Annotated in this window: 16 protein-coding genes; 6 read left to right on the forward strand and 10 right to left on the reverse strand. The window is 62.9% G+C overall.

Annotation, left to right across the window (positions count from 1 at the left end):
• The first annotated feature begins 217 nt into the window (after positions 1-217).
• Both HPQ62_RS15055 and HPQ62_RS15060 read left to right on the forward strand, forming a co-directional pair.
• Positions 218-1,150, forward strand: coding sequence for a dihydrodipicolinate synthase family protein (locus HPQ62_RS15055; protein WP_174803389.1), 933 nt, complete (start codon positions 218-220; stop codon positions 1,148-1,150).
• Positions 1,151-1,182: 32 nt separating this feature from the next.
• Positions 1,183-2,133, forward strand: coding sequence for a 4-hydroxyproline epimerase (locus HPQ62_RS15060; protein WP_174803390.1), 951 nt, complete (start codon positions 1,183-1,185; stop codon positions 2,131-2,133).
• A gap of 165 nt (positions 2,134-2,298) precedes the next feature.
• Here the strand turns inward: HPQ62_RS15060 and HPQ62_RS15065 are convergent, their stop codons facing one another.
• The 7 genes from HPQ62_RS15065 to HPQ62_RS15095 all read right to left on the reverse strand — a co-directional run bounded on the left by HPQ62_RS15065 (position 2,299) and on the right by HPQ62_RS15095 (position 10,929).
• Positions 2,299-3,828, reverse strand: a complete 1,530-nt coding sequence (locus HPQ62_RS15065) for an aldehyde dehydrogenase (NADP(+)) (protein ID WP_174803391.1) — start codon at positions 3,826-3,828, stop codon at positions 2,299-2,301.
• A gap of 22 nt (positions 3,829-3,850) precedes the next feature.
• Entirely contained in the window at positions 3,851-4,891 is a 1,041-nt protein-coding gene (locus tag HPQ62_RS15070; protein ID WP_174803392.1) for an Ldh family oxidoreductase, read from the reverse strand.
• Positions 4,892-4,987: 96 nt separating this feature from the next.
• The gene (locus tag HPQ62_RS15075; RefSeq protein ID WP_174803393.1) at positions 4,988-6,127 is read right to left on the reverse strand and encodes a M24 family metallopeptidase; all 1,140 of its coding nucleotides are present in this window, start codon (positions 6,125-6,127) and stop codon (positions 4,988-4,990) included.
• Positions 6,128-6,248: 121 nt separating this feature from the next.
• Positions 6,249-7,508 carry an NAD(P)/FAD-dependent oxidoreductase gene (locus tag HPQ62_RS15080; RefSeq protein WP_174803394.1) on the reverse strand — a complete coding sequence of 420 codons (1,260 nt, stop codon included), beginning with the start codon at positions 7,506-7,508 and terminating at the stop codon, positions 6,249-6,251.
• Positions 7,509-7,660: 152 nt separating this feature from the next.
• Positions 7,661-8,371, reverse strand: a complete 711-nt coding sequence (locus HPQ62_RS15085) for a GntR family transcriptional regulator (protein ID WP_174803395.1) — start codon at positions 8,369-8,371, stop codon at positions 7,661-7,663.
• A 49-nt stretch (positions 8,372-8,420) separates the two neighbouring features.
• A complete protein-coding gene (locus tag HPQ62_RS15090) occupies positions 8,421-8,711 on the reverse strand; it encodes a filamentous hemagglutinin N-terminal domain-containing protein (RefSeq protein WP_174803396.1) in 291 nt (96 codons plus the stop codon).
• A 31-nt stretch (positions 8,712-8,742) separates the two neighbouring features.
• Positions 8,743-10,929 carry a putative bifunctional diguanylate cyclase/phosphodiesterase gene (locus HPQ62_RS15095; RefSeq protein ID WP_206678088.1) on the reverse strand — a complete coding sequence of 729 codons (2,187 nt, stop codon included), beginning with the start codon at positions 10,927-10,929 and terminating at the stop codon, positions 8,743-8,745.
• 297 nt (positions 10,930-11,226) lie between these two features.
• Here HPQ62_RS15095 and ltnD point away from each other — a divergent pair, with 297 nt between their 5' ends.
• Genes ltnD through HPQ62_RS15115 form a run of 4 tightly spaced genes read left to right on the forward strand, consistent with a single transcriptional unit; the run spans position 11,227 to position 14,810 of the window.
• A complete protein-coding gene (gene ltnD / locus HPQ62_RS15100; RefSeq protein WP_174803397.1) occupies positions 11,227-12,141 on the forward strand; it encodes an L-threonate dehydrogenase in 915 nt (304 codons plus the stop codon).
• A gap of 4 nt (positions 12,142-12,145) precedes the next feature.
• Positions 12,146-13,417: a 3-oxo-tetronate kinase gene (otnK, locus tag HPQ62_RS15105; protein WP_174803398.1), complete on the forward strand. Its 1,272-nt coding sequence runs from the start codon at positions 12,146-12,148 to the stop codon at positions 13,415-13,417.
• The gene (otnC, locus tag HPQ62_RS15110; RefSeq protein ID WP_174803399.1) at positions 13,414-14,064 is read left to right on the forward strand and encodes a 3-oxo-tetronate 4-phosphate decarboxylase; all 651 of its coding nucleotides are present in this window, start codon (positions 13,414-13,416) and stop codon (positions 14,062-14,064) included. The genes otnK and otnC overlap by 4 nt, the downstream gene beginning before the upstream one ends.
• A complete protein-coding gene (locus HPQ62_RS15115) occupies positions 14,061-14,810 on the forward strand; it encodes a hydroxypyruvate isomerase family protein (protein WP_174803400.1) in 750 nt (249 codons plus the stop codon). The genes otnC and HPQ62_RS15115 overlap by 4 nt, the downstream gene beginning before the upstream one ends.
• Before the next feature lie 126 nt (positions 14,811-14,936).
• Here the strand turns inward: HPQ62_RS15115 and HPQ62_RS15120 are convergent, their stop codons facing one another.
• The 3 genes from HPQ62_RS15120 to HPQ62_RS15130 are packed head-to-tail and all read right to left on the reverse strand — an operon-like array spanning position 14,937 to position 17,690.
• A complete protein-coding gene (locus HPQ62_RS15120) occupies positions 14,937-15,851 on the reverse strand; it encodes a LysR family transcriptional regulator (RefSeq protein WP_174803401.1) in 915 nt (304 codons plus the stop codon).
• 10 nt (positions 15,852-15,861) lie between these two features.
• The gene (locus HPQ62_RS15125; RefSeq protein ID WP_174803402.1) at positions 15,862-17,142 is read right to left on the reverse strand and encodes a TRAP transporter large permease; all 1,281 of its coding nucleotides are present in this window, start codon (positions 17,140-17,142) and stop codon (positions 15,862-15,864) included.
• Positions 17,139-17,690: a TRAP transporter small permease gene (locus tag HPQ62_RS15130; protein ID WP_174803403.1), complete on the reverse strand. Its 552-nt coding sequence runs from the start codon at positions 17,688-17,690 to the stop codon at positions 17,139-17,141. The genes HPQ62_RS15125 and HPQ62_RS15130 overlap by 4 nt, the downstream gene beginning before the upstream one ends.
• Position 17,691 lies beyond the last annotated feature (1 nt).

Genomic DNA, 17,691 nt, shown 5'->3' on the forward strand with positions numbered 1-17,691 from the left:
AAAGCGCTCTTTGCGCTTTCGGGTCCACCCATTCCAGGTCAGCCGCGCCATGGCAAAACGCGCCGGATGACGGGCCTTTCCTCGGCATTTTAATTGTCGACAAACTGAATTATAGGTGTTAGTTGGGCTTCAAACGACAGGCTCGGGCAGCGCCTTAAACACGTGGCAGGAATGGGCCCGCCGACCTCAATTCCTTGTTCATGCGAAAGGACCCCAGATGAGCGACACGATCTTCACCGGCTGTATTCCGGCCCTGATGACCCCCTGCAAGGCCGATCGCACGCCGGATTTTGAAGCCCTTGCCCGGAAGGGACAGGCGCTCGTCGAGGCCGGCATGTCGGCCGTCGTCTATTGCGGTTCGATGGGCGACTGGCCGCTTCTGACGGATGAGGAACGGATGCAGGGCGTCGAGGCGCTGGTCGAGGCAGGCGTTCCCGTCATTGTGGGGACCGGCGCGATCAATACGAAATCGGCTGTGGCGATCACCGCACATGCAGCCCGTGTCGGCGCTGCGGGCCTGATGGTCATTCCGCGCGTTCTGTCGCGGGGAACCTCGGTCCCGGCCCAGAAGGCGCATTTCTCGGCGATCCTCGAAGCGGCGAACGGTCTGCCCGCCGTGATCTACAACAGCCCCCATTACGGCTTTGAAACCCGCGCCGACCTGTTCTTCGCCCTGCGCACGGACTATCCCAACCTGATCGGCTTCAAGGAATTCGGCGGCGCAGCCTCGCTTTCCTACGCCGCCGAACACATCACCTCAGGCAATGAAGACCTGACGCTGATGGTGGGCGTCGATACCCAGGTTTTCCATGGCTTTGTCAAATGCGGCGCCACCGGCGCGATTACCGGTATCGGCAACGCGCTCCCGAAGGAGGTCCTGCATCTCGTTTCGCTCTGCAGGTCTGCCGCCGAGGGCGACAGCAAGGCCCGCGTCAAGGCACGCGAGCTTGAGGAGGCACTGATGGTGCTTTCGACATTCGACGAAGGCGTCGATCTGGTACTGTTCTACAAATATCTGATGGTGCTGAATGGCGATGAAGAATATACCCTGCATTTCAACGAAACCGATGCGTTGACCGCACCGCAGAAGGCCTTCGTCGAGGAACAATACAGTCAGTTCAAGTCCTGGTATGCCGACTGGGCGGCCTGAAGCCAGTCGCGGATCATGGTGATGGAGCGCGCATGCATGTGATCGACAGCCACACCGCCGGCGAACCGACGCGGGTCATCCTCGACGGTTTTCCCGATCTCGGCTCCGGCCCGCTTTCCGAGCGCGCGGCCCTGCTCGCGACCCGCTATTACGATGCCTATCGCGCGGTGGTGCTTGAGCCGAGAGGCCAGGTGGCCATGGTCGGGGCGCTGCTGGTGCCGCCGGTCGATCCGTCCTGCGTGACCGGCGTCATCTATTTCGATGTCGGGGCCGTTCTGGGCATGTGCGGCCATGGCACGATCGGCCTGGCGGTCACGCTTTATCACCTGGGCCGGATCGGCAAGGGACTTCACCGGATCGAAACGCCGGTCGGCATCGTCACGGTCGATGTTCGGGATGAAAGCACCGTCACCGTCACCAACATCGAAAGCCGGCGGATCGCGTCAGGGATAACGGTCGAAGTATCGGATTTCGGCCCCAGCCCCATAGCAGGTCCCATAACGGGGGATGTGGCCTATGGCGGCAACTGGTTCTTTCTGGTCGACCCGAGCCCTGTTCCTGTGACGCCGGCCAATATCCGCGCGCTGACCGATCTCGCCATCGCCACCCGGACCCAGCTCAACGCGCAGAAGATCGGCGGTGAAAATGGCGAACCGGTCGACCATGTCATCTTTTACGGGCCTTCCGGCAACGATGCCGCGCATAGCCGCAACTTCGTGCTTTGCCCTGACGATGCCTATGACCGTTCTCCCTGTGGCACCGGTTCCTCGGCGCGGCTGGCATGCCTTGCCGCTGCGGGCCAGCTGGCTGAAGGCCAGGAAATCATTCAGGAAAGCATCATCGGCTCCACATACAGGCTTTTCTACAAGGCCGGACAGCATGGCGGCGTGATCCCGTCGATCACCGGTCAGGCCTATGTCATGTCAGTCGCCGAACTGCTGTTCCACCCGCAAGACCTGTTCCGCAACGGCATCGCCATCTGAGCGGCTTGGAGCCCGAGGATCACCAGCGCGCCGGAACGACAGTGCCGCTTTCGTTCGACCCGAAACGCATGCGCCTGTTCGATCTCAAGACCGAACAGGCGCTCGCCATGACTTGAACCGCGATGGGTTCAACCCGTGTGGAGGGCGGGGCCGTTTCCCTGCCGGTCAGTCCCGGTCGCGCAAGCCTTCGGGAAGCAGGTCCGCCGGCATGTCCTGATAGGCCACCGGGCGCAGGAAGCGATCGATCGCCATTGTGCCGACCGAGGTGGAGCGCACATCGGACGTTGCCGGATAGGGGCCGCCATGAACCATGGCCGGCGATACCTCGACGCCGGTGCCAAATCCATTGACGAGCAGCCGGCCGGCCAGCATTTCGAGCTTCGGCATAAGTCTTGCCGCCGTCTTGTGGTCGCCCTCGTCAATGTGAAGCGCCACGGTGAGCTGGCCTTCGAGATCGTCGATGACCGCCTCAACTTCCGCAAGATCGCGGCACTTGACGATGAGGCCCGCGGCGCCGAAAACTTCGTCGTGCAGGCTCTTGTCCTTCATGAAGGAAGCCGCCGTCGTTTCGAATAGGGCGGCCTGACCGCGCCGGTCATCGCCTTCCTGTCCCTCTGCAAGCTGCGTTACATCGCTGTGGCCGACCAGTTTTGCGATGCCCTCGCGATAGGCCTGGCCTATACCCGCTGTCAGCATCGTCTGCGCCGGCAGCGCCTTCAGAGCCTCCACCGCGCCTGCCTTGAAAGCTTCAAGCCCCTCGCCTTCGACCGCCAGCACCAGCCCGGGATTGGTGCAGAACTGGCCGGCGCCGAGCGTCAGCGATGCGGCAAAAGCCCCGCCAATCTTGCCACCACGCGCCTTCAGCGCTTCCGGAAACAAGAGGACCGGATTGATCGCGCTCATCTCGGCATAAACCGGGATCGGTATCCTTCGCTTTGCGGCGATATCGACCAGCGCCAACCCGCCCCGGCGCGAGCCGGTGAAGCCAACGGCGCGGATCAGCGGATGAGCCACCAGTGCGCCGCCAATCTCATGGCCGCTATCGTGCAGCATGGAGAACGTGCCCTCCGGCATGCCGCAGTCGATCACGGCCTGCTGCAGCGCGCGGGCGACAAGTTCCGAGGTGCCGGGATGAGCCGGATGGGCCTTGACTATGACCGGGCAACCGGCGGCGAGCGCGGACGCGGTATCACCGCCGGCGACCGAGAAGGCGAGCGGGAAGTTCGATGCCCCGAAGACGGCAACCGGGCCGAGGCCCACCTTGCGCAGCCTCAGATCCGGCTTGGGCGGCGTACGCGCCGCATCAGCCGCGTCGAAGCGCAGATCCTGAAACGCACCTTCGCGCACGACGCCTGCGAAGAGACGCAGTTGGGTGACGGTGCGCATGCGTTCGCCCTCGAGGCGCGGTCGCGGCAGACCGCTTTCGGCCATGGCGCGCTCGATCAGCAGTTCGCCGATGGAGAGGATGTTTTCGGCCGCCTTTTCCAGAAAAGCCGCCCGGTTTTCGAGCGCGGTGTCGCGATAGGCCGGGAAAGCCTGCCAGGCCAACTGCGCCGCCGCGTCGAGATCGGCCGCGCTTGCGCCGCCGAAGACGCCTTCCAGCGCCTGTCCGGTCGCAGCTTCGATAGCCGTCAGCGTTCCGTTTTGGCCCATGCGGGTCCGGTTGCCGATCAGCAACTCGCCGGTAATCGTCATTGGTGCATCCTCTGTCTGGTTCTCAACGCGTCTTGATTTCAAGGGTCGCCGCGCGCACGCGCAATTCATCAAGCACATTCCTGCGCACCGGCATGGCGCCGGCCTTTTCGCTGCGGGCTCTCGCACGGTAGCGCCTCGCGGCTGGAAGACGCGCGCCCTGGCCTTCGACAGCCTCGAACAAAGCCTCGCCGCGCTTCAGATTGTCGGAGGCTGCCTGTCCCAGAAAGGAGGCCGGGTCGAGCGCGATGATCAACTCGCCATGAAACGGCACAACCTTCGCGCCGTCATCGAACGCGATCGATTCGGCGCTGGTGAAATCGCCGATCAGCGGCCCGGCCAGCAATTCGATCATTGCGGAAAGCGCCGATCCCTTGTGGCCGCCGAAGGTCAGCATGGCACCTTCAACGGCTTTGTCCGGATCTGTCGTCGGTTCGCCATCCGCATCGATCGCGGTTCCTTCCGGCAAGGGCAGCTTCATGCGCCGGTGCAGTTCGATATCGCCACGGGCGATCGCCGAGGTGGCGAAGTCGAACACGAAGGGATGCTTGCCCGGGCGGGGCCAGCCGAACGAGAACGGATTGGTGCCGAACACCGGCCTGCTGCCGCCGGCGGGCGCGACCCAGGCATGGCTGACGGTGACGGCGATGGCGACAAGGCCTTCATCCGCGATCCTTTCCACTTCCGGCCAGAGCGCAGAAAAGTGAAAGCAGTTGTTGATCGCCAGCGCCGCGATACCGCTCTGCCGGGCCTTTTCGGTGAGCACCGGAAGCCCGGCCTCGAAGGCTGCAAGCGAAACACCGCGGCGCGCATCAACGCGGACAATGGCCGGCGCGCGGTCTTCGACAACCGGCGTCGCGGCCGGATCGACCTTGCCGCGCTCTATCAGATCGAGGCAGCTGATCAGCCGGTAGAGACCGTGCGAATGGCATTCATCCATCTGTGCCCGCACGACGCAATCGGTGATCGTGCGCGCATGATCTTCCGAGTAGCCGGCGGCCAGCAGCAGGCTTTCGCCCAGCGCCCGCGCCTCATCGGTGGCAATCATTTCAAAGTCGTCGCTCATGCCATCTCCCTTCAGGCGTAATGCCGCGATCGCGCTATCCGGAAAGCGCCCGGAAGCAATCTGCCCCATGGATCAAGGTGGTGTGAAGCCCGGCGTTCAGGCGAAGGGCTCGGTCGGGCCTTTGCCTGGCTCCGTGAACCAGATCGGCCCCGCCTCGCCCATGTGAATGATGTCCTCTAGCCGGACCCCGAACCTATCGGGCACCACGATCATCGGCTCGTTGGAAAAGCACATGCCGGGCGAGAGCGGCGTGGTATTGCCGCGCACGATATAGGGCGCTTCATGGATGTCCATGCCAAGGCCGTGTCCCGCCCTGTGCGGCAGGCCGGGCAGACGATAATCGGGTCCAAGGCCATGGGCGGTGATCACGCGGCGCGCCGCTTCGTCGAGGGTTTCAGCCGGAACTCCAGGCCTGGCGGCATCGAAAACGGCCTGCTGCGCCTCCCGCTCGATCCCCCATATCCGGGCGAATTCGGCAGAAGGCTCCGCCTTCACATAGGTCCGCGTCATGTCCGACTGGTAGCCGCCGACAATGGTGCCGGTGTCGACCAGAATGACATCGCCCTCCGCATAGGTCTGGTCGTGATCGACGCCATGCGGCAGCGCGGTCGCAACACCGAAGGAGCAGATCGCGAAGCTGCTGCCCGAACCGCAGAGCGCACGGTGGGACTGGTCGATGAAGCGCACCACCTCGGAGGCGCGAATCCCCGGCTGGATCATCGCATGGACACGGCGGTGCACTTCGTGTGTCACACCCATGGCATATTGCATCAGCGCGATCTCGGCCGGCGATTTCACCGCTCTCAGCTCTGAAATCATGTGGCCGCCGTCGCTGAGCCGCTCCGGCGCGATCCGGCGGGCAAGCGCCGAATGGACAAACAGCGGCAGCACGTCGTCCAATGCCAGCGTCCGACCCTCGCCGAGAAGCTTCGCCACCAGGGCTGCAACATCTTCATGCTCCTGCCATGGCGCAATATCGCCGTCGAGACGCTCGAGCGTCTCGATCTTTGAAACCTCGAAGGCAGGGGCGATATAGGTGAGGCTTTCGGCAGTGATGAGCGCCCCGACCAGGCGTTCGCTTGGATGCCAGGCAAGGCCCGTGAAATAGGTAAGGCTCGTGGTCGAGCCGAGCAGCAGCGCGTCGGCGCCATGCGCCTGCATGGCCGCGCGCAGCCGCGAAATCCTGCCCTTCCGTTCGTCTTCGCTGATTGCTGAGGGGCGCGTGTCGGCGGTCATGGCTGCGGTTTCTCCATCTTCACCCGATCGCGGACCGGGCGTTTGCGTTCATGCCACTCGCCTAGCATATTTGTCGCCAGTTTGTCGACAATCGCGTTGAGACGCCATCCGCCCAGTTCCGTCATCGACCGGAAAACCGGTCGAAGCGCAGGTTTTCGAGATTGATCGAAGGCTTGTTCTGCATGGCCAGTTCGGCGATCAGACGCCCCGTGGCCGCCGACTGGGTCAAGCCCAGATGTCCGTGGCCAAAGGCATAGAGCACGTTCGGCGCGGCCTTGGAGCGATCGATCACCGGCAGGCAATCGGGCATGGACGGACGAAAGCCCATCCACTGCCTGCCGCCTTCCGTCTCAAGCCCCGGCATGAACCGCTTGGCGAGTTTCAGCAGCATATCGGCCCGTTTGAAATTGGCCGGCAGATCAAGTCCGCCAAATTCCACCGCGCCGCCGACCCGGATGCCGTCTCTCAGCGGCGTTGCGACAAAGGAATGATCGTTGAAATAGAGCTGGCGTTGCAGCGGGAAGGCTGATGCCGGCAAGGTAGTGTTGTAGCCGCGCTCGGTATCGAGCAGGACCGTTTCGCCGAGACTTCCGGCAAGCCGTTTCGACCAGGCGCCGCAGGCGACAATGACGGTGCGTGCCGCAATCGACCGGCCATCGGCAAGCCGAATGCGGGCCCCCGCCTCGGTTGGCTCGATGGCCGAGGCTTCGCCAATCCTAAGCGTGGCACCGTCTTGCATCAGGCTGTCGGCCACCGCACGGGTAAAATCTGCCGGATCGGACACCTGCAGACCGTCCTCGCTGTAGATTGCATGTTCGAAACACGGGGCCAGACCGGGCTGCAGCGCTTCAATCTCGCTGCGTCCGACGCGGTGGAAGTCGAAACCCGCCTCGCGCTTCTTCACCCAGCCGGGCGCTGCAGCGCGGAAGCTCTGTTCAGTATCGTAGAGGTCCAGCGTGCCGGTATTGACGATAAAGGACGTCAGCCGGGCGTCCTTCCGGATCATTGCGTATTCGGCTTCGGCAAGTCGCATGAGCTCGGCCTGGACCTGATGGCCGCGCTCGAAATTTACGCGCGCGCTCGCCCGCCAGAAATGCCAGAACCAGGGCGCCAGCCTCGGCGCATAGGACGGGCGGATGCTGAGCGGCCCCAGCGGGTCGAGCAGCCATCCGGGCGCCTTCCAGATGATCCCCGGCGACGGGATCGGCACGATCTCCGGGAAGGCGAGAATGCCGGCATTGCCCGCGCTGCTTCCGGCGGCAATCGCGCTGCGCTCGAGGATCGTGACCGTTCGCCCGGCCGCGAGCAGATAGCGCCCGGCCATGCATCCGATAATGCCGCCGCCAATGACAACGGCGTCCAAAGCTGGTTCGTCTTTCATCGGGACCTCACATTTTTCGAGCGAAAGCTGTCTCGACCTCGTAGCCTCTTCGACCCGTTTCATCCTGCAACACCGGGACTGGCCGAAACGGAACCGCCAAGGTCTTGTTTTGACGAATGTATCAGAGCCGCATCTTGCTGTTGTTTCACGGTTCAATCCAGCGGCAGCGTGCGCGCCTGCCCGGTTTCCCGCGACAGATACTGCTGTATCTGGCGCACGATCTGGTCCGCATGCGCGATCGCCAGCTGGTCGGCCCTTGCGGTATCGCCGGCCTCGATAGCCGCGATGATATCCTCGTGTTCATTGACATACTGGCGCGGCAGCTGATCGTCGAAGGTCGAATAATAGAGCCGCAGGATGCGGCGCCCCTCATCCAGCAGGCGCGAGAAGAAACCGGTGTAGTAAGCGTTGCCCGCCAGTTGGGCGATGGCGACGTGAAACTCGCGGTTCGCCTCGATCATGGCGAACGCATCCTGCGCCTCCACTGCGGCAACGAACTGGTCCTGACGGTCGCGGATATCCTTCATCATGGCCCGGTCGTGCGGCGCGCGCGCGGCAGCCCCCCTGGTGCTGGTCCGGTACATCAGCGTCAGCGCCTCGAAATAATGCGGCATGTCGGCAAAGTTGATGGCGGAAACGATGGTGTTGCGGTTGGGCAGCGTGGTCACGAGCGTGTCGCTTGCAAGCCTGAGCAGGGCCTCGCGCACCGGCGTGCGCGACATGCCGAAGCGTTCGGAGAGCCTGACCTCGTCCAGCGGACTGCACGGCTTCAGCTCCATCGCCAGAATTTCCCGGCGCAGTGTCTCATAAACCTTCTGGGTTCCCGATCCGCGCGTTTTCGTTTTCGCCGCCTCTGCCGCCATTCCTGCCTCTTTTCTGGTTCCGGGCCTTCCACGCATTCCTGCGGGTGACTTATACTAAACTGTCAGCCGGTTTGACACGATGCTTGCGACATAAATGCCTCCACATCCGCACAACACCTGCGCGAACTGTGCCCGTTGGCGTGATAGCGATACCATTGGGATTAACTAGATAGACCTGGCCATTGCCGCTCATCGCACCCGCAATCGAGGATGGCGTGCTGCCGGTGATCCGGTTGAGGATCGCCGCGTTGACGCCCGGCTGAACGAAGTTGACGCTGTTGATTTCCGGGCCTTTGTGAACACGGTCGCGCCGGAAAATCCTGAGCCGGTCCAGATACACGCCAAACCGCCACCTGGAGGCTGATCCTTCTTCAGCCTTTTACGATATAGGCTGCTTCGAAATCGGCAGCGGGCATTGGCCGGCCGAACAGGTAGCCCTGGACTTCAGGACAGTTGAATTTCCGGAGGAGGTCCATCTGGGCTTCGGTCTCGACACCTTCAGCAATGACCTTCATTCCGAACGCCTTGCCGAGCTCGAGGATGACACGGACGATCGCTTCGTCTTCGGGATCCGTGTCGATGTCGCGGATGAATGTGCGGTCAATCTTCAGCCGGCTCACCGGAAATTTCTTGAGGAGGCTGAGCGACGCGAAGCCGGTGCCATAATCGTCAAAGGCGAGCTCCACGCCAAGGTTGCGCAGATCCTTCAGCATCTGGAGCGTTGCGAAATCATCGTGAAGGCGCGTGTTCTCGACGATTTCAAGTTCGAGAGCGTTGGCATTCAGGGCATATTGCGCAAGTGCTTTCTCGACAACCGTGACAAGCTTCCCGGTTCTGAACTGGCTTTCGAAGAGATTGACGCCTACGCGGAAATGCGGCACCAGCTTTCGCCATGCCGCAGCCTGCCTCAGCGCGCTGCGCAATATCCACTCGCCCGTCTCCGCCGATGACGGCTTGGTGCTGAGGACATCGATAAAGGACGCAGGCGACAACAGGCCACGCTGCGGATGGTTCCACCGCAACAGCGCCTCGGCCCCCGTCAACTGCATGGTTTCCAATCCGAACTGCGGTTGAAAGAAGAGCACGAACTCATTTTCCAGAAACGCCCGCTCCAGCTCATTTTCGAAGCTGCGTCGCGCGACCGCGACCTCGCGCAGTGCTGGCACAAACATTTCGGCGCGGCCCTTGCCATTCTTTTTCGCGCGATAGAGTGCAAGATCGGCTGCGCCGAGCAATTCTTCGGGCCGCCGGCTATGTTGAGGGGCAAGCGCTATGCCGACGCTGATGCCGATCTCGGCACGCAACCCGGCAAATTCGTAATGCTCCGATACGGTTCTTACAATTTCCAGCGCCTTGAGGAGCGCTGCACGTTCGTCATTTCCCTCCAGCAGGGCAACAAACTCATCGCCGCCCAAACGGGCAATCATCAGCGCATCGGGGCAGACGCGCTGGAGACGACGAGCCACATCCTTGAGCACGGCATCCCCCGCAGAATGCCCGTGCGTATCGTTGACCTCCTTGAAGCCGTCAAGATCCATCAACAGGACGGTCAGGGGCTTGAGGCTCGCCATTTCTTTCTTCAGGCACTCCCGCCAGGCACCGCGGTTCGGCAGATCCGTCAACGGGTCAAGGGAGGCAAGCCGGAAAAGACGTTCTTCATTGTGACGTCGCTCGCTGATATCCCGGACAATCGCGCCGGCACAAACCTCATCGCCTTCGTACCATGTTGACAGCGAGAACTCCGAGGGGAATTCGGATCCATCCTTTCTCAGGCCAGGCAACTCCACAATCCGGTCGGCAAGCTCAAGCGGAGCGCCAGACCTCAGCCTTTCCATTTCCGCTTCGAATATCGTGAGCCAGCTGTCGGGCACCAGCATCTCGCACGAGCGATGCAGGATCTCTGCTTCCCGATATCCGAAAATGGTCTCGGCGGCCTTGTTCCAGAAGGTGACCCTCCCTTCGCTGTCCGTGAAGATGATGGCATCGGGTGCGCTTCGCGCAACGCTCTCGAAGCGCCGATGGCTGACCGATCGCATGAACTCAAGCCGCCGCAACTCGAAGCGATCCATGACCAGCTCCGCAACATCGGCCAGAAGCTTGCGATCGGCGTCCGAAAAGGAACCCCTGGGCTTGTTGTCGATCAGGCAGGTCGTTCCAAGCTTGTGTCCGGTCCGTGTAACGAGAGGTTTCCCCGCATAGAAACGAATGAAGGGATGCCCTAGAACCAGTGGATTTGTCGCAAAGCGCGGATCATTCAGCGCATCGGGTATGAACAGGACTTCGTCCTGGATGAGGGCGTGCGCACAAAACGAAACATCGCGGCTTGTCTCGCAAACATCGAGCCCGACGCGCGATTTGAAGAACTGCCTGTCCCTGCCGACAATCGAGATGAGAACGATCGGGACATCGAAAAGCAGGGCCGCAAGGCGCGTCAATCGATCGAAGTTCTCTTCCGGGGGCGTATCCATGATCTGGAACTGGCGCAAAGCTTCAAGGCGCTCCCCCTCGTCTCCCGGCATGGGATAAAGTCCGGAATCAGACATAGAGCTACGGTTCAAGTCAGGCTCCCTCCTCCCCTGCAAAAGGCGCCTTTTATCGTAGCTATTTCTTCGAGCATATCAAACGGCAGATTCGCAACATCCGCGCCGCCTCGAAACAAGGCCACGAAGCGACCCTGCCGATTGCGCCATCAGCCGTGCAAGTGAACCTCGGCGTGATGAAAAAGGAAGCGCGGCGCACGCGCAGGATGTGTGGCCGCAAGCTGAAGCCTCACCTTTTCCAGATGGCCGCGGCGACAATATCTGTTTTGCAAGCGCCGAACCTGTGCCATGGATAGTCAAAAAACGGAGTCGGTCATGACCGAACACAACAACGAAGCTGGTCACGCAATTCTGTTCGGGCTGGGATCTATGGGCTACGGAATGGCAAGATCGCTGTTGCGCAGCGGGCTCTCCGTTGCCGGCTTCGATGTCAATCCGGACGCGGTCGCGCGCTTCCGGGCGGATGGCGGCGCGACGGGCGATATGGCGAGCGAAGCCAGGCGCGCATCGATCGTCATGGTTGTTGTCCTGAATGCGGCGCAAACGGAAGAGGTCCTTTTCGGCGATACCGGCGTGGTGCCCCTGATGACACCAGGCTCGGTGGTCATCGCCTGCGCGACCGTCCCGCCCGCCTTTGCGCGGCAGATGGAAGCGGCCTGTGAGAAATACGAGATCCACTATCTCGACGCGCCGATTTCCGGAGGGGCCGCCAAGGCCGCCGAAGGCCGCCTTTCAATCATGGCGTCCGGCACGCCGGAGGCCTTTGCGGCCGCACGGCCGGCGCTCGATGCCACCGCCGAGACCGTTTTCGAACTGGGCAATGAAGCGGGAGCCGGATCGGCGATGAAGGCCGTGAACCAGCTTCTTGCAGGCGTCCATATTGCCGCGATGGCCGAGGCGCTGACCTTCGGCATGACGCAGGGCGTATCGCCGGAGAATTTTGTCGCGGTCATTTCCAAATGCGCCGGCACGAGCTGGATGCTGGAAAATCGCGCGCCGCATGTGGTGAAGGGCGACTATACGCCTCTCAGCTCCGTCAACATCTGGCCGAAGGATCTCGGCATCGTGCTCGACATTGCCCGCGAGGCGAAGTTCAGCGCGCCGATCACCGCGGCGGCCCTCCAGCAGTTTCTGGCCGCAGCCGGCATGGGCCTCGGATCAGAGGACGATGCCGCGGTCGCCAAGGTCTATGCCCGCAATGCAGGGCTCACCCTGCCAGGGGAGGCCTGACATCATGGCAACGATCCTTGGCTGCATCGCCGATGACTTCACCGGCGCGACCGATCTCGCAGGCCTTCTGGCGAGAAGCGGCGTTCCAGTGTCGCTGCGCATCGGCGTGCCAGACGCAGCGCCCGCCTCAACAGCCCCCTGCGAGGTGATCGCGCTGAAATCGCGCACCGCGCCCGTCTTGGAAGCGGTGGAGGATGCCCTTGCCGCCTTGCAATGGCTGCGGGAGGCCGGCGCGACCCGTTTCTTCTGGAAATATTGTTCGACCTTCGATTCGACGCCCAAGGGCAATATCGGCCCTGTCGCCGAAGCCTTGATGGCAGCAATCGGGGTTGAGCAGACCATTTATTGCCCCGCCTTTCCCGAAAATGGCCGTTCCATCTTCATGGGCAATCTGTTCGTCGGCCGTCAGCCGCTGGCGGAAAGCTCGATGCGGGACCATCCGCTGACGCCGATGCGCGATTCCAACCTGATGCGGCTGCTTGAACCGCAGGTCACGAAGCCGGTCGGCCTTGTCGACAGGCTGACCGTCGCCAGGGGCGCGTATGCGGTCCGGGCTGAGCTCGAAACCCTGCGCCTGAAGGGCGTTTCGCATGTCGTGGTAGACGCCGTTGCCAACGACGATCTGCATGTGATCGCCAATGCATGCCGTGACATGCCGCTTCTGACAGGCGGCAGCGCGGTGGCGATGCCCTTGCCCGGCCTCTATCTCGCCGATGGCGTGCTGGCGGACGAGGCCCACAGGACAGAGAAAACGCCCCTGCCCGCCGGAGCGATCGTGCTTTCCGGCAGTTGCTCGGCAGCGACCAACGGTCAGGTGGCGGCCTATATCGCAAGGGGCGTACCTCATTACCGCCTCGATCCGCTGGTTCTGGCCGATGAAGGCGTCAAAGGCGCGCGCGACTGGCTCGCCGCGCAGGACCTCGATCGCGCACCGCTGATCTACGCAACCGCAGACCCGCAATCCGTGCGGCTTGCCCAGGAACGGCTCGGCCCGGCCAGATCCGGGCAGATTGTTGAGGATGCCTTGGCTGAACTGGCCGTCGCCGCCCGCGACATGGGCGCAAGGCGTTTCGTGATCGCAGGCGGCGAGACATCCGGCGCGGTGACCAGGGCGCTCGGCGTGAAACAGCTCGATGTCGGCGCCGAAATTGCGCCGGGCGTGCCCTGGTGCTTTTCTAGCGCCGGCGAGCATCCGATCGCGATCACCCTGAAATCCGGAAATTTTGGTGCGGAGGGCTTCTTTACCGAGGCGCTTGCAGAACTGGAGCAACCATGAGCGCGGAAGCCGTTCTCAGAGAACAGATATGCATGCTGGCGAAGTCGATGTTCGATCGCGGACTGACGGGCGGCTCGACGGGGAATATTTCGGCCCGCACCGATGATGGCGGGCTGCTGGTAAGCCCGACGGGTCACTCGTTCGGCCGGCTGGATCCGGCGCGGCTGTCGCGCTTCGACGACAAGGGCAGGCTGATCGACGGCGATAAGCCGACCAAGGAAATGCCGCTCCACAGCGCCTTTTACGAAACCCGGAAATCGGCGGGCGCCGTGGTCCACCTCCACAGCTGTCATTCCGTCGCCTGGTCGCTGATGCCCGACGCGAACGAGGATAATTTCCTGCCGCCGCTCACACCCTACGCCATCATGAAACTCGGCAAGGTCAAGCTGCTGCCGTTCTTCCTTCCGGGCGATAGCGCCATAGGCGAGGCCATTCGCGGGCTTGCGGGCAAGCGCACGGCGGTGATGCTGGCCAATCATGGCCCGGTCGTCGCCGGCAAGGATGTCGAGGCCGCCTGCAACGCCATCGAAGAGCTTGAGGACACCGCGCGGCTGGCAATCATGATGCGCGGTTTTCAGCCGCGCATGCTGAGCGAGAACCAGATCGCGTCGATCGTCGACAGGTTCGAGGTGGAGTGGGAGAAATGAAGTTTTCCGCCAATCTCGGCTTTCTGTGGAACGACCGCCCCTTGCCGGAAGCGATCCGCTGCGCGAAGACCGCCGGCTTCGATGCCGTGGAATGTCACTGGCCCTACGATGTTCCGGCCGAGGACGTCAGATCCGCCCTCGATGAAACCGGCCTGAAAATGCTTGGCCTCAACACCCGGCGCGGCAAGGCCGGCGAAAACGGACTGTCGGCCCTTCCCGGACGCGAGGCCGACGCAAGAGCCGCGATCGATGAGGCCGCCGACTATGCCGGCGCGATCGATGCGGGCGCCATCCATGTCATGGCGGGGTTTGCAAGCGGGGCGGAGGCGCATCGGACCTTCGTTTCCAATCTCGCCTATGCCTGCAAAAGGGCGCCGGACAGAACGATCCTGATCGAGCCGCTCAACGCCTATGACGCGCCGGGCTATTTCCTGTCGGGCACAGCGCTTGCGCTCTCGATCATCGAGGAGGTGGGGGCCGGAAACCTCAAGCTGATGTTCGACTGCTATCACATCCAGCTTCTGGAGGGCGACCTGACCAACCGCTTTCTGAAACTGCTTCCGCATATCGGACACGTTCAGTTTGCCTCCGTCCCCGACCGGGGCACTCCGGACCATGGCGAAGTCGCCTATGACCATATCTTCAAGGTGATCGAAGACAGCGCCTATTCGGCGCCGCTCGGCGCGGAGTACAAGCCCAATGTCAAGACCGAGGACACCCTCGGCTGGCTCGATCGTTTCAGATGAACCTCATCCGTCCACTCCCAGAGGTTCCATGCGCCTGGACCTGTCGGAACGAGGGGAAGGACAGACAACGAAGCCGCGGAGGACCTTGGGAATTGCTCGGTCGACGTAGGCAAGGGCTTTCATAGCCTAGGGTTCACCGACCGTCTTGAATATGTCGGCGATGACGCTGCGCAGCCATTTCTGGCCGGGTTCGCGTTCGGTCCGGAGGTCCCAGCACAGATCGAAGGAGAACACGACTTCCTCGAGCGGAAGCGGCGCCGATATGAGATGTTCGAGCCGTGGGTCGAGCGAAAGCAGGCGGCGGGGCGCGATCGCGATAAGATCGGAATTGGCGACGATATCGGGGATGTCGAACCAGCTCGCGACCGTCATCGGCAGATGCCGCCGCAGGCCGCGCGCCAACAGCGCGTCCTCGATGACCGTGGTGCCGGTTGCCGATTGCGACAGCTTGACGTGGGGGAGCTCGGCGTAGAGCTCCGCCGTCATCGGCGCGCCGGCGCGGGGATGATCGGGGCGCATCAGAACCACCACCTCTTCCGCGAGAAGACGCTGGCTTCGCACCGTTTGCGGCTGCAGGCGGCCGGGCGTCAGGCGCACCTGCATGTCGACCCGGTCCCAGACGCCCTCCTGCGAGATCGAAAATGGCAGGATATCGATCGAGACACGCGGCGCCTCGGCCTGGAGACGGCGCACCAGCCGCGGCAGAAGGAATCCGGAGACATAATCCGCCACCTGGATCGTGAACACCCGCTCGGCATCGGCGGGCACGAACAGATGCTGCTGCGAGATCGCGGTCGAGATGAAGCCGAGGCCGCGCTCGATGTCGGCATTGAGGTCGACAGCGCGTTTGGTCGGCTCGACGCCGTCGGCCGTGCGGAAGAACAGCTCGTCATTGAGCATCACGCGCAGCCGCCCGAGCGCATGGCTCACGGCCGAGGGCGAGAGGCCAACCTCGTCCGCGGCGCCTGCAATCGAGCCCCGGCTCATGATCGCGCGGAAGATCACCAGCAGATTGAGATCGAAATTGCGCAGGTTCACCATCACCTTGTCCTCATTGCAGCAGACCGGAGATGGCGAGCGTCACCGGCGGCACGAAGGCGACCAGCAACAGCACGGCGATCATCACCGCCAGCATGGGCATCAGCGGCCGCGCGATCTGCCCGATCCGCAATCCGCTGATCGCGGCCCCCACGAACAGGGTATAGCCGAAGGGCGGCGTGGCCATGCCGATGGTGAAGTTGATCGAAACCATTGCGCCGAACTGGACCGGATCCATGCCCAGTTGCTTGCCGATGGGAACGAGGAAGGACGCCAGCACGATCATCGCCGCGAGATTGTCCATGACGCAACCGATCACGAGAAGCGATAGATTGAGCATCAGCACATAGAGCACCGGCATGCCCGAAAGAGGGGCGAGGCTTTCCGTCAACCGCCCCGGGATCTCCTCGAACGCCATGATCCAGCCGAAGCCGTTCGCAAGCGCGATGATGAACATCACAATGGTCATCGTCTTGAGAGAGCCGCGGGTAACCGCACCGATGCGCGAGATTGACAGTTCGCGGTAGACGCCGATGCCCAGGATCAGGGCAAAAACGCTGGCGACGATCGCCGCTTCCGTCGGCGTGACGATGCCGCCATAGATGCCGCCGAGCACGACGATTGGACCGCACAGCGCCCATTTCGCATCGTTGAAGGCGCGCCAGATTTCCGTGCGGCTGGCCTTTGGCTCGGGCGTGATGCCGTTACGGCGCGCATGCCACCAGCAGACCGCCATCAGGCCGATCGCCAGCAGTAGGCCGGGCACGATGCCGGCGAGAAACAGGTCGCTGATCGAGGTCTCCGACATCACACCCCAGACCACCATGGGAATGGAGGGCGGCAGCATCGGGCCGATGATCCCGCCGGCAACGGCAAGCGCGGTTGCAAAGGCGCGGGAATAGCCGCGCTTTTCCATTTCGGGGATCATGATCGCGCCGATGGCCGCGGTTGTCGCCGGGGCCGAACCTGAGAGTGCTGCAAAGAAGGCGGCGGCCAACACGGCGACCATGCCGAGACCGCCGGTGCGGTGGCGCACCAGCACATCGGCAAAGCCAACGAGCCGGCGCGAAATACCGCCCGCCGTCATCAGATCGCCAGCGAGGATGAAAAAGGGAATGGCCAGAAGACTGAACGATTGTGTACCGGAGACCATGCGCTGGGCGAAGATCATCAGGTCGATATCGGCCGTCCACAGCGCGGCGATGGTTGCAAGCCCGATGGCAAGCGCGAGCGGCACGCGCATCAGCAGCATGGCGGGCAGACCGATGGCGAGCGAAAGGATCGTCAGGCTCATTCGATAATCTCCCCGGCGTCCCCGCCCCGCGAGCCGCCCACACCGATCGCCGTGTCCGGCGTCTGTGCCGGGGCCTGTCCAGGGGCTATGAGACGGGCGGCCGCGTGCAGCATGAACAGGGCACCGCAGACCGGTACCGCGAGATAAAGCACCTCGATCGGCAATTGCAGCGCGGCGGTCCTCTGGCCTCCGGTGCGGATGACATAGGCGATACCCGCCGTCAGCGTTATCCACCCGAAGAACAGAGCGAGGGCTGCCACCAGCCGATCCGACCAGAGCCTGAGACGCGGGCGGTGCGCCGGTATGGTCTCGATTGCCACATGAAAACCTTCACGCAGGCCGACGGTCGCATAAAGCAGCACCAGCCACGTGAAGAGGATGATGGCCGCCTCCTCGGTCCAGCTGGGCGGCTTTCCGAGGAAGTAGCGCATCAGAACCTGCGTCACCAGCAGGGCGAGCATCACGTAGATGATCCCGACGCAAAGCGTGGCGACGAGCCGCGCGGTAACGCGGCTCGTGGTCTCGATGAGGGCGGCAAGGCGGCGCATG

This window comes from Martelella limonii (assembly GCF_013344475.1).
Taxonomy (GTDB): Bacteria; Pseudomonadota; Alphaproteobacteria; order Rhizobiales; family Rhizobiaceae; genus Martelella; species Martelella limonii.

Excerpts from the sequence above, each read along its gene's own strand:
- HPQ62_RS15060 (WP_174803390.1), top strand. The coding sequence starts at position 1,183 with ATGCATGTGATCGACAGCCACACCGCCGGCGAACCGACGCGGGTCATC.
- HPQ62_RS15080 (WP_174803394.1), bottom strand. The coding sequence starts at position 7,508 with ATGAAAGACGAACCAGCTTTGGACGCCGTTGTCATTGGCGGCGGCATT.
- HPQ62_RS15075 (WP_174803393.1), bottom strand. The coding sequence starts at position 6,127 with ATGACCGCCGACACGCGCCCCTCAGCAATCAGCGAAGACGAACGGAAG.
- HPQ62_RS15115 (WP_174803400.1), top strand. The coding sequence starts at position 14,061 with ATGAAGTTTTCCGCCAATCTCGGCTTTCTGTGGAACGACCGCCCCTTG.
- ltnD (WP_174803397.1), top strand. The coding sequence starts at position 11,227 with ATGACCGAACACAACAACGAAGCTGGTCACGCAATTCTGTTCGGGCTG.
- otnC (WP_174803399.1), top strand. The coding sequence starts at position 13,414 with ATGAGCGCGGAAGCCGTTCTCAGAGAACAGATATGCATGCTGGCGAAG.
- HPQ62_RS15055 (WP_174803389.1), top strand. The coding sequence starts at position 218 with ATGAGCGACACGATCTTCACCGGCTGTATTCCGGCCCTGATGACCCCC.
- HPQ62_RS15125 (WP_174803402.1), bottom strand. The coding sequence starts at position 17,142 with ATGAGCCTGACGATCCTTTCGCTCGCCATCGGTCTGCCCGCCATGCTG.
- HPQ62_RS15120 (WP_174803401.1), bottom strand. The coding sequence starts at position 15,851 with ATGGTGAACCTGCGCAATTTCGATCTCAATCTGCTGGTGATCTTCCGC.
- otnK (WP_174803398.1), top strand. The coding sequence starts at position 12,146 with ATGGCAACGATCCTTGGCTGCATCGCCGATGACTTCACCGGCGCGACC.
- HPQ62_RS15130 (WP_174803403.1), bottom strand. The coding sequence starts at position 17,690 with ATGCGCCGCCTTGCCGCCCTCATCGAGACCACGAGCCGCGTTACCGCG.
- HPQ62_RS15085 (WP_174803395.1), bottom strand. The coding sequence starts at position 8,371 with ATGGCGGCAGAGGCGGCGAAAACGAAAACGCGCGGATCGGGAACCCAG.
- HPQ62_RS15070 (WP_174803392.1), bottom strand. The coding sequence starts at position 4,891 with ATGAGCGACGACTTTGAAATGATTGCCACCGATGAGGCGCGGGCGCTG.
- HPQ62_RS15065 (WP_174803391.1), bottom strand. The coding sequence starts at position 3,828 with ATGACGATTACCGGCGAGTTGCTGATCGGCAACCGGACCCGCATGGGC.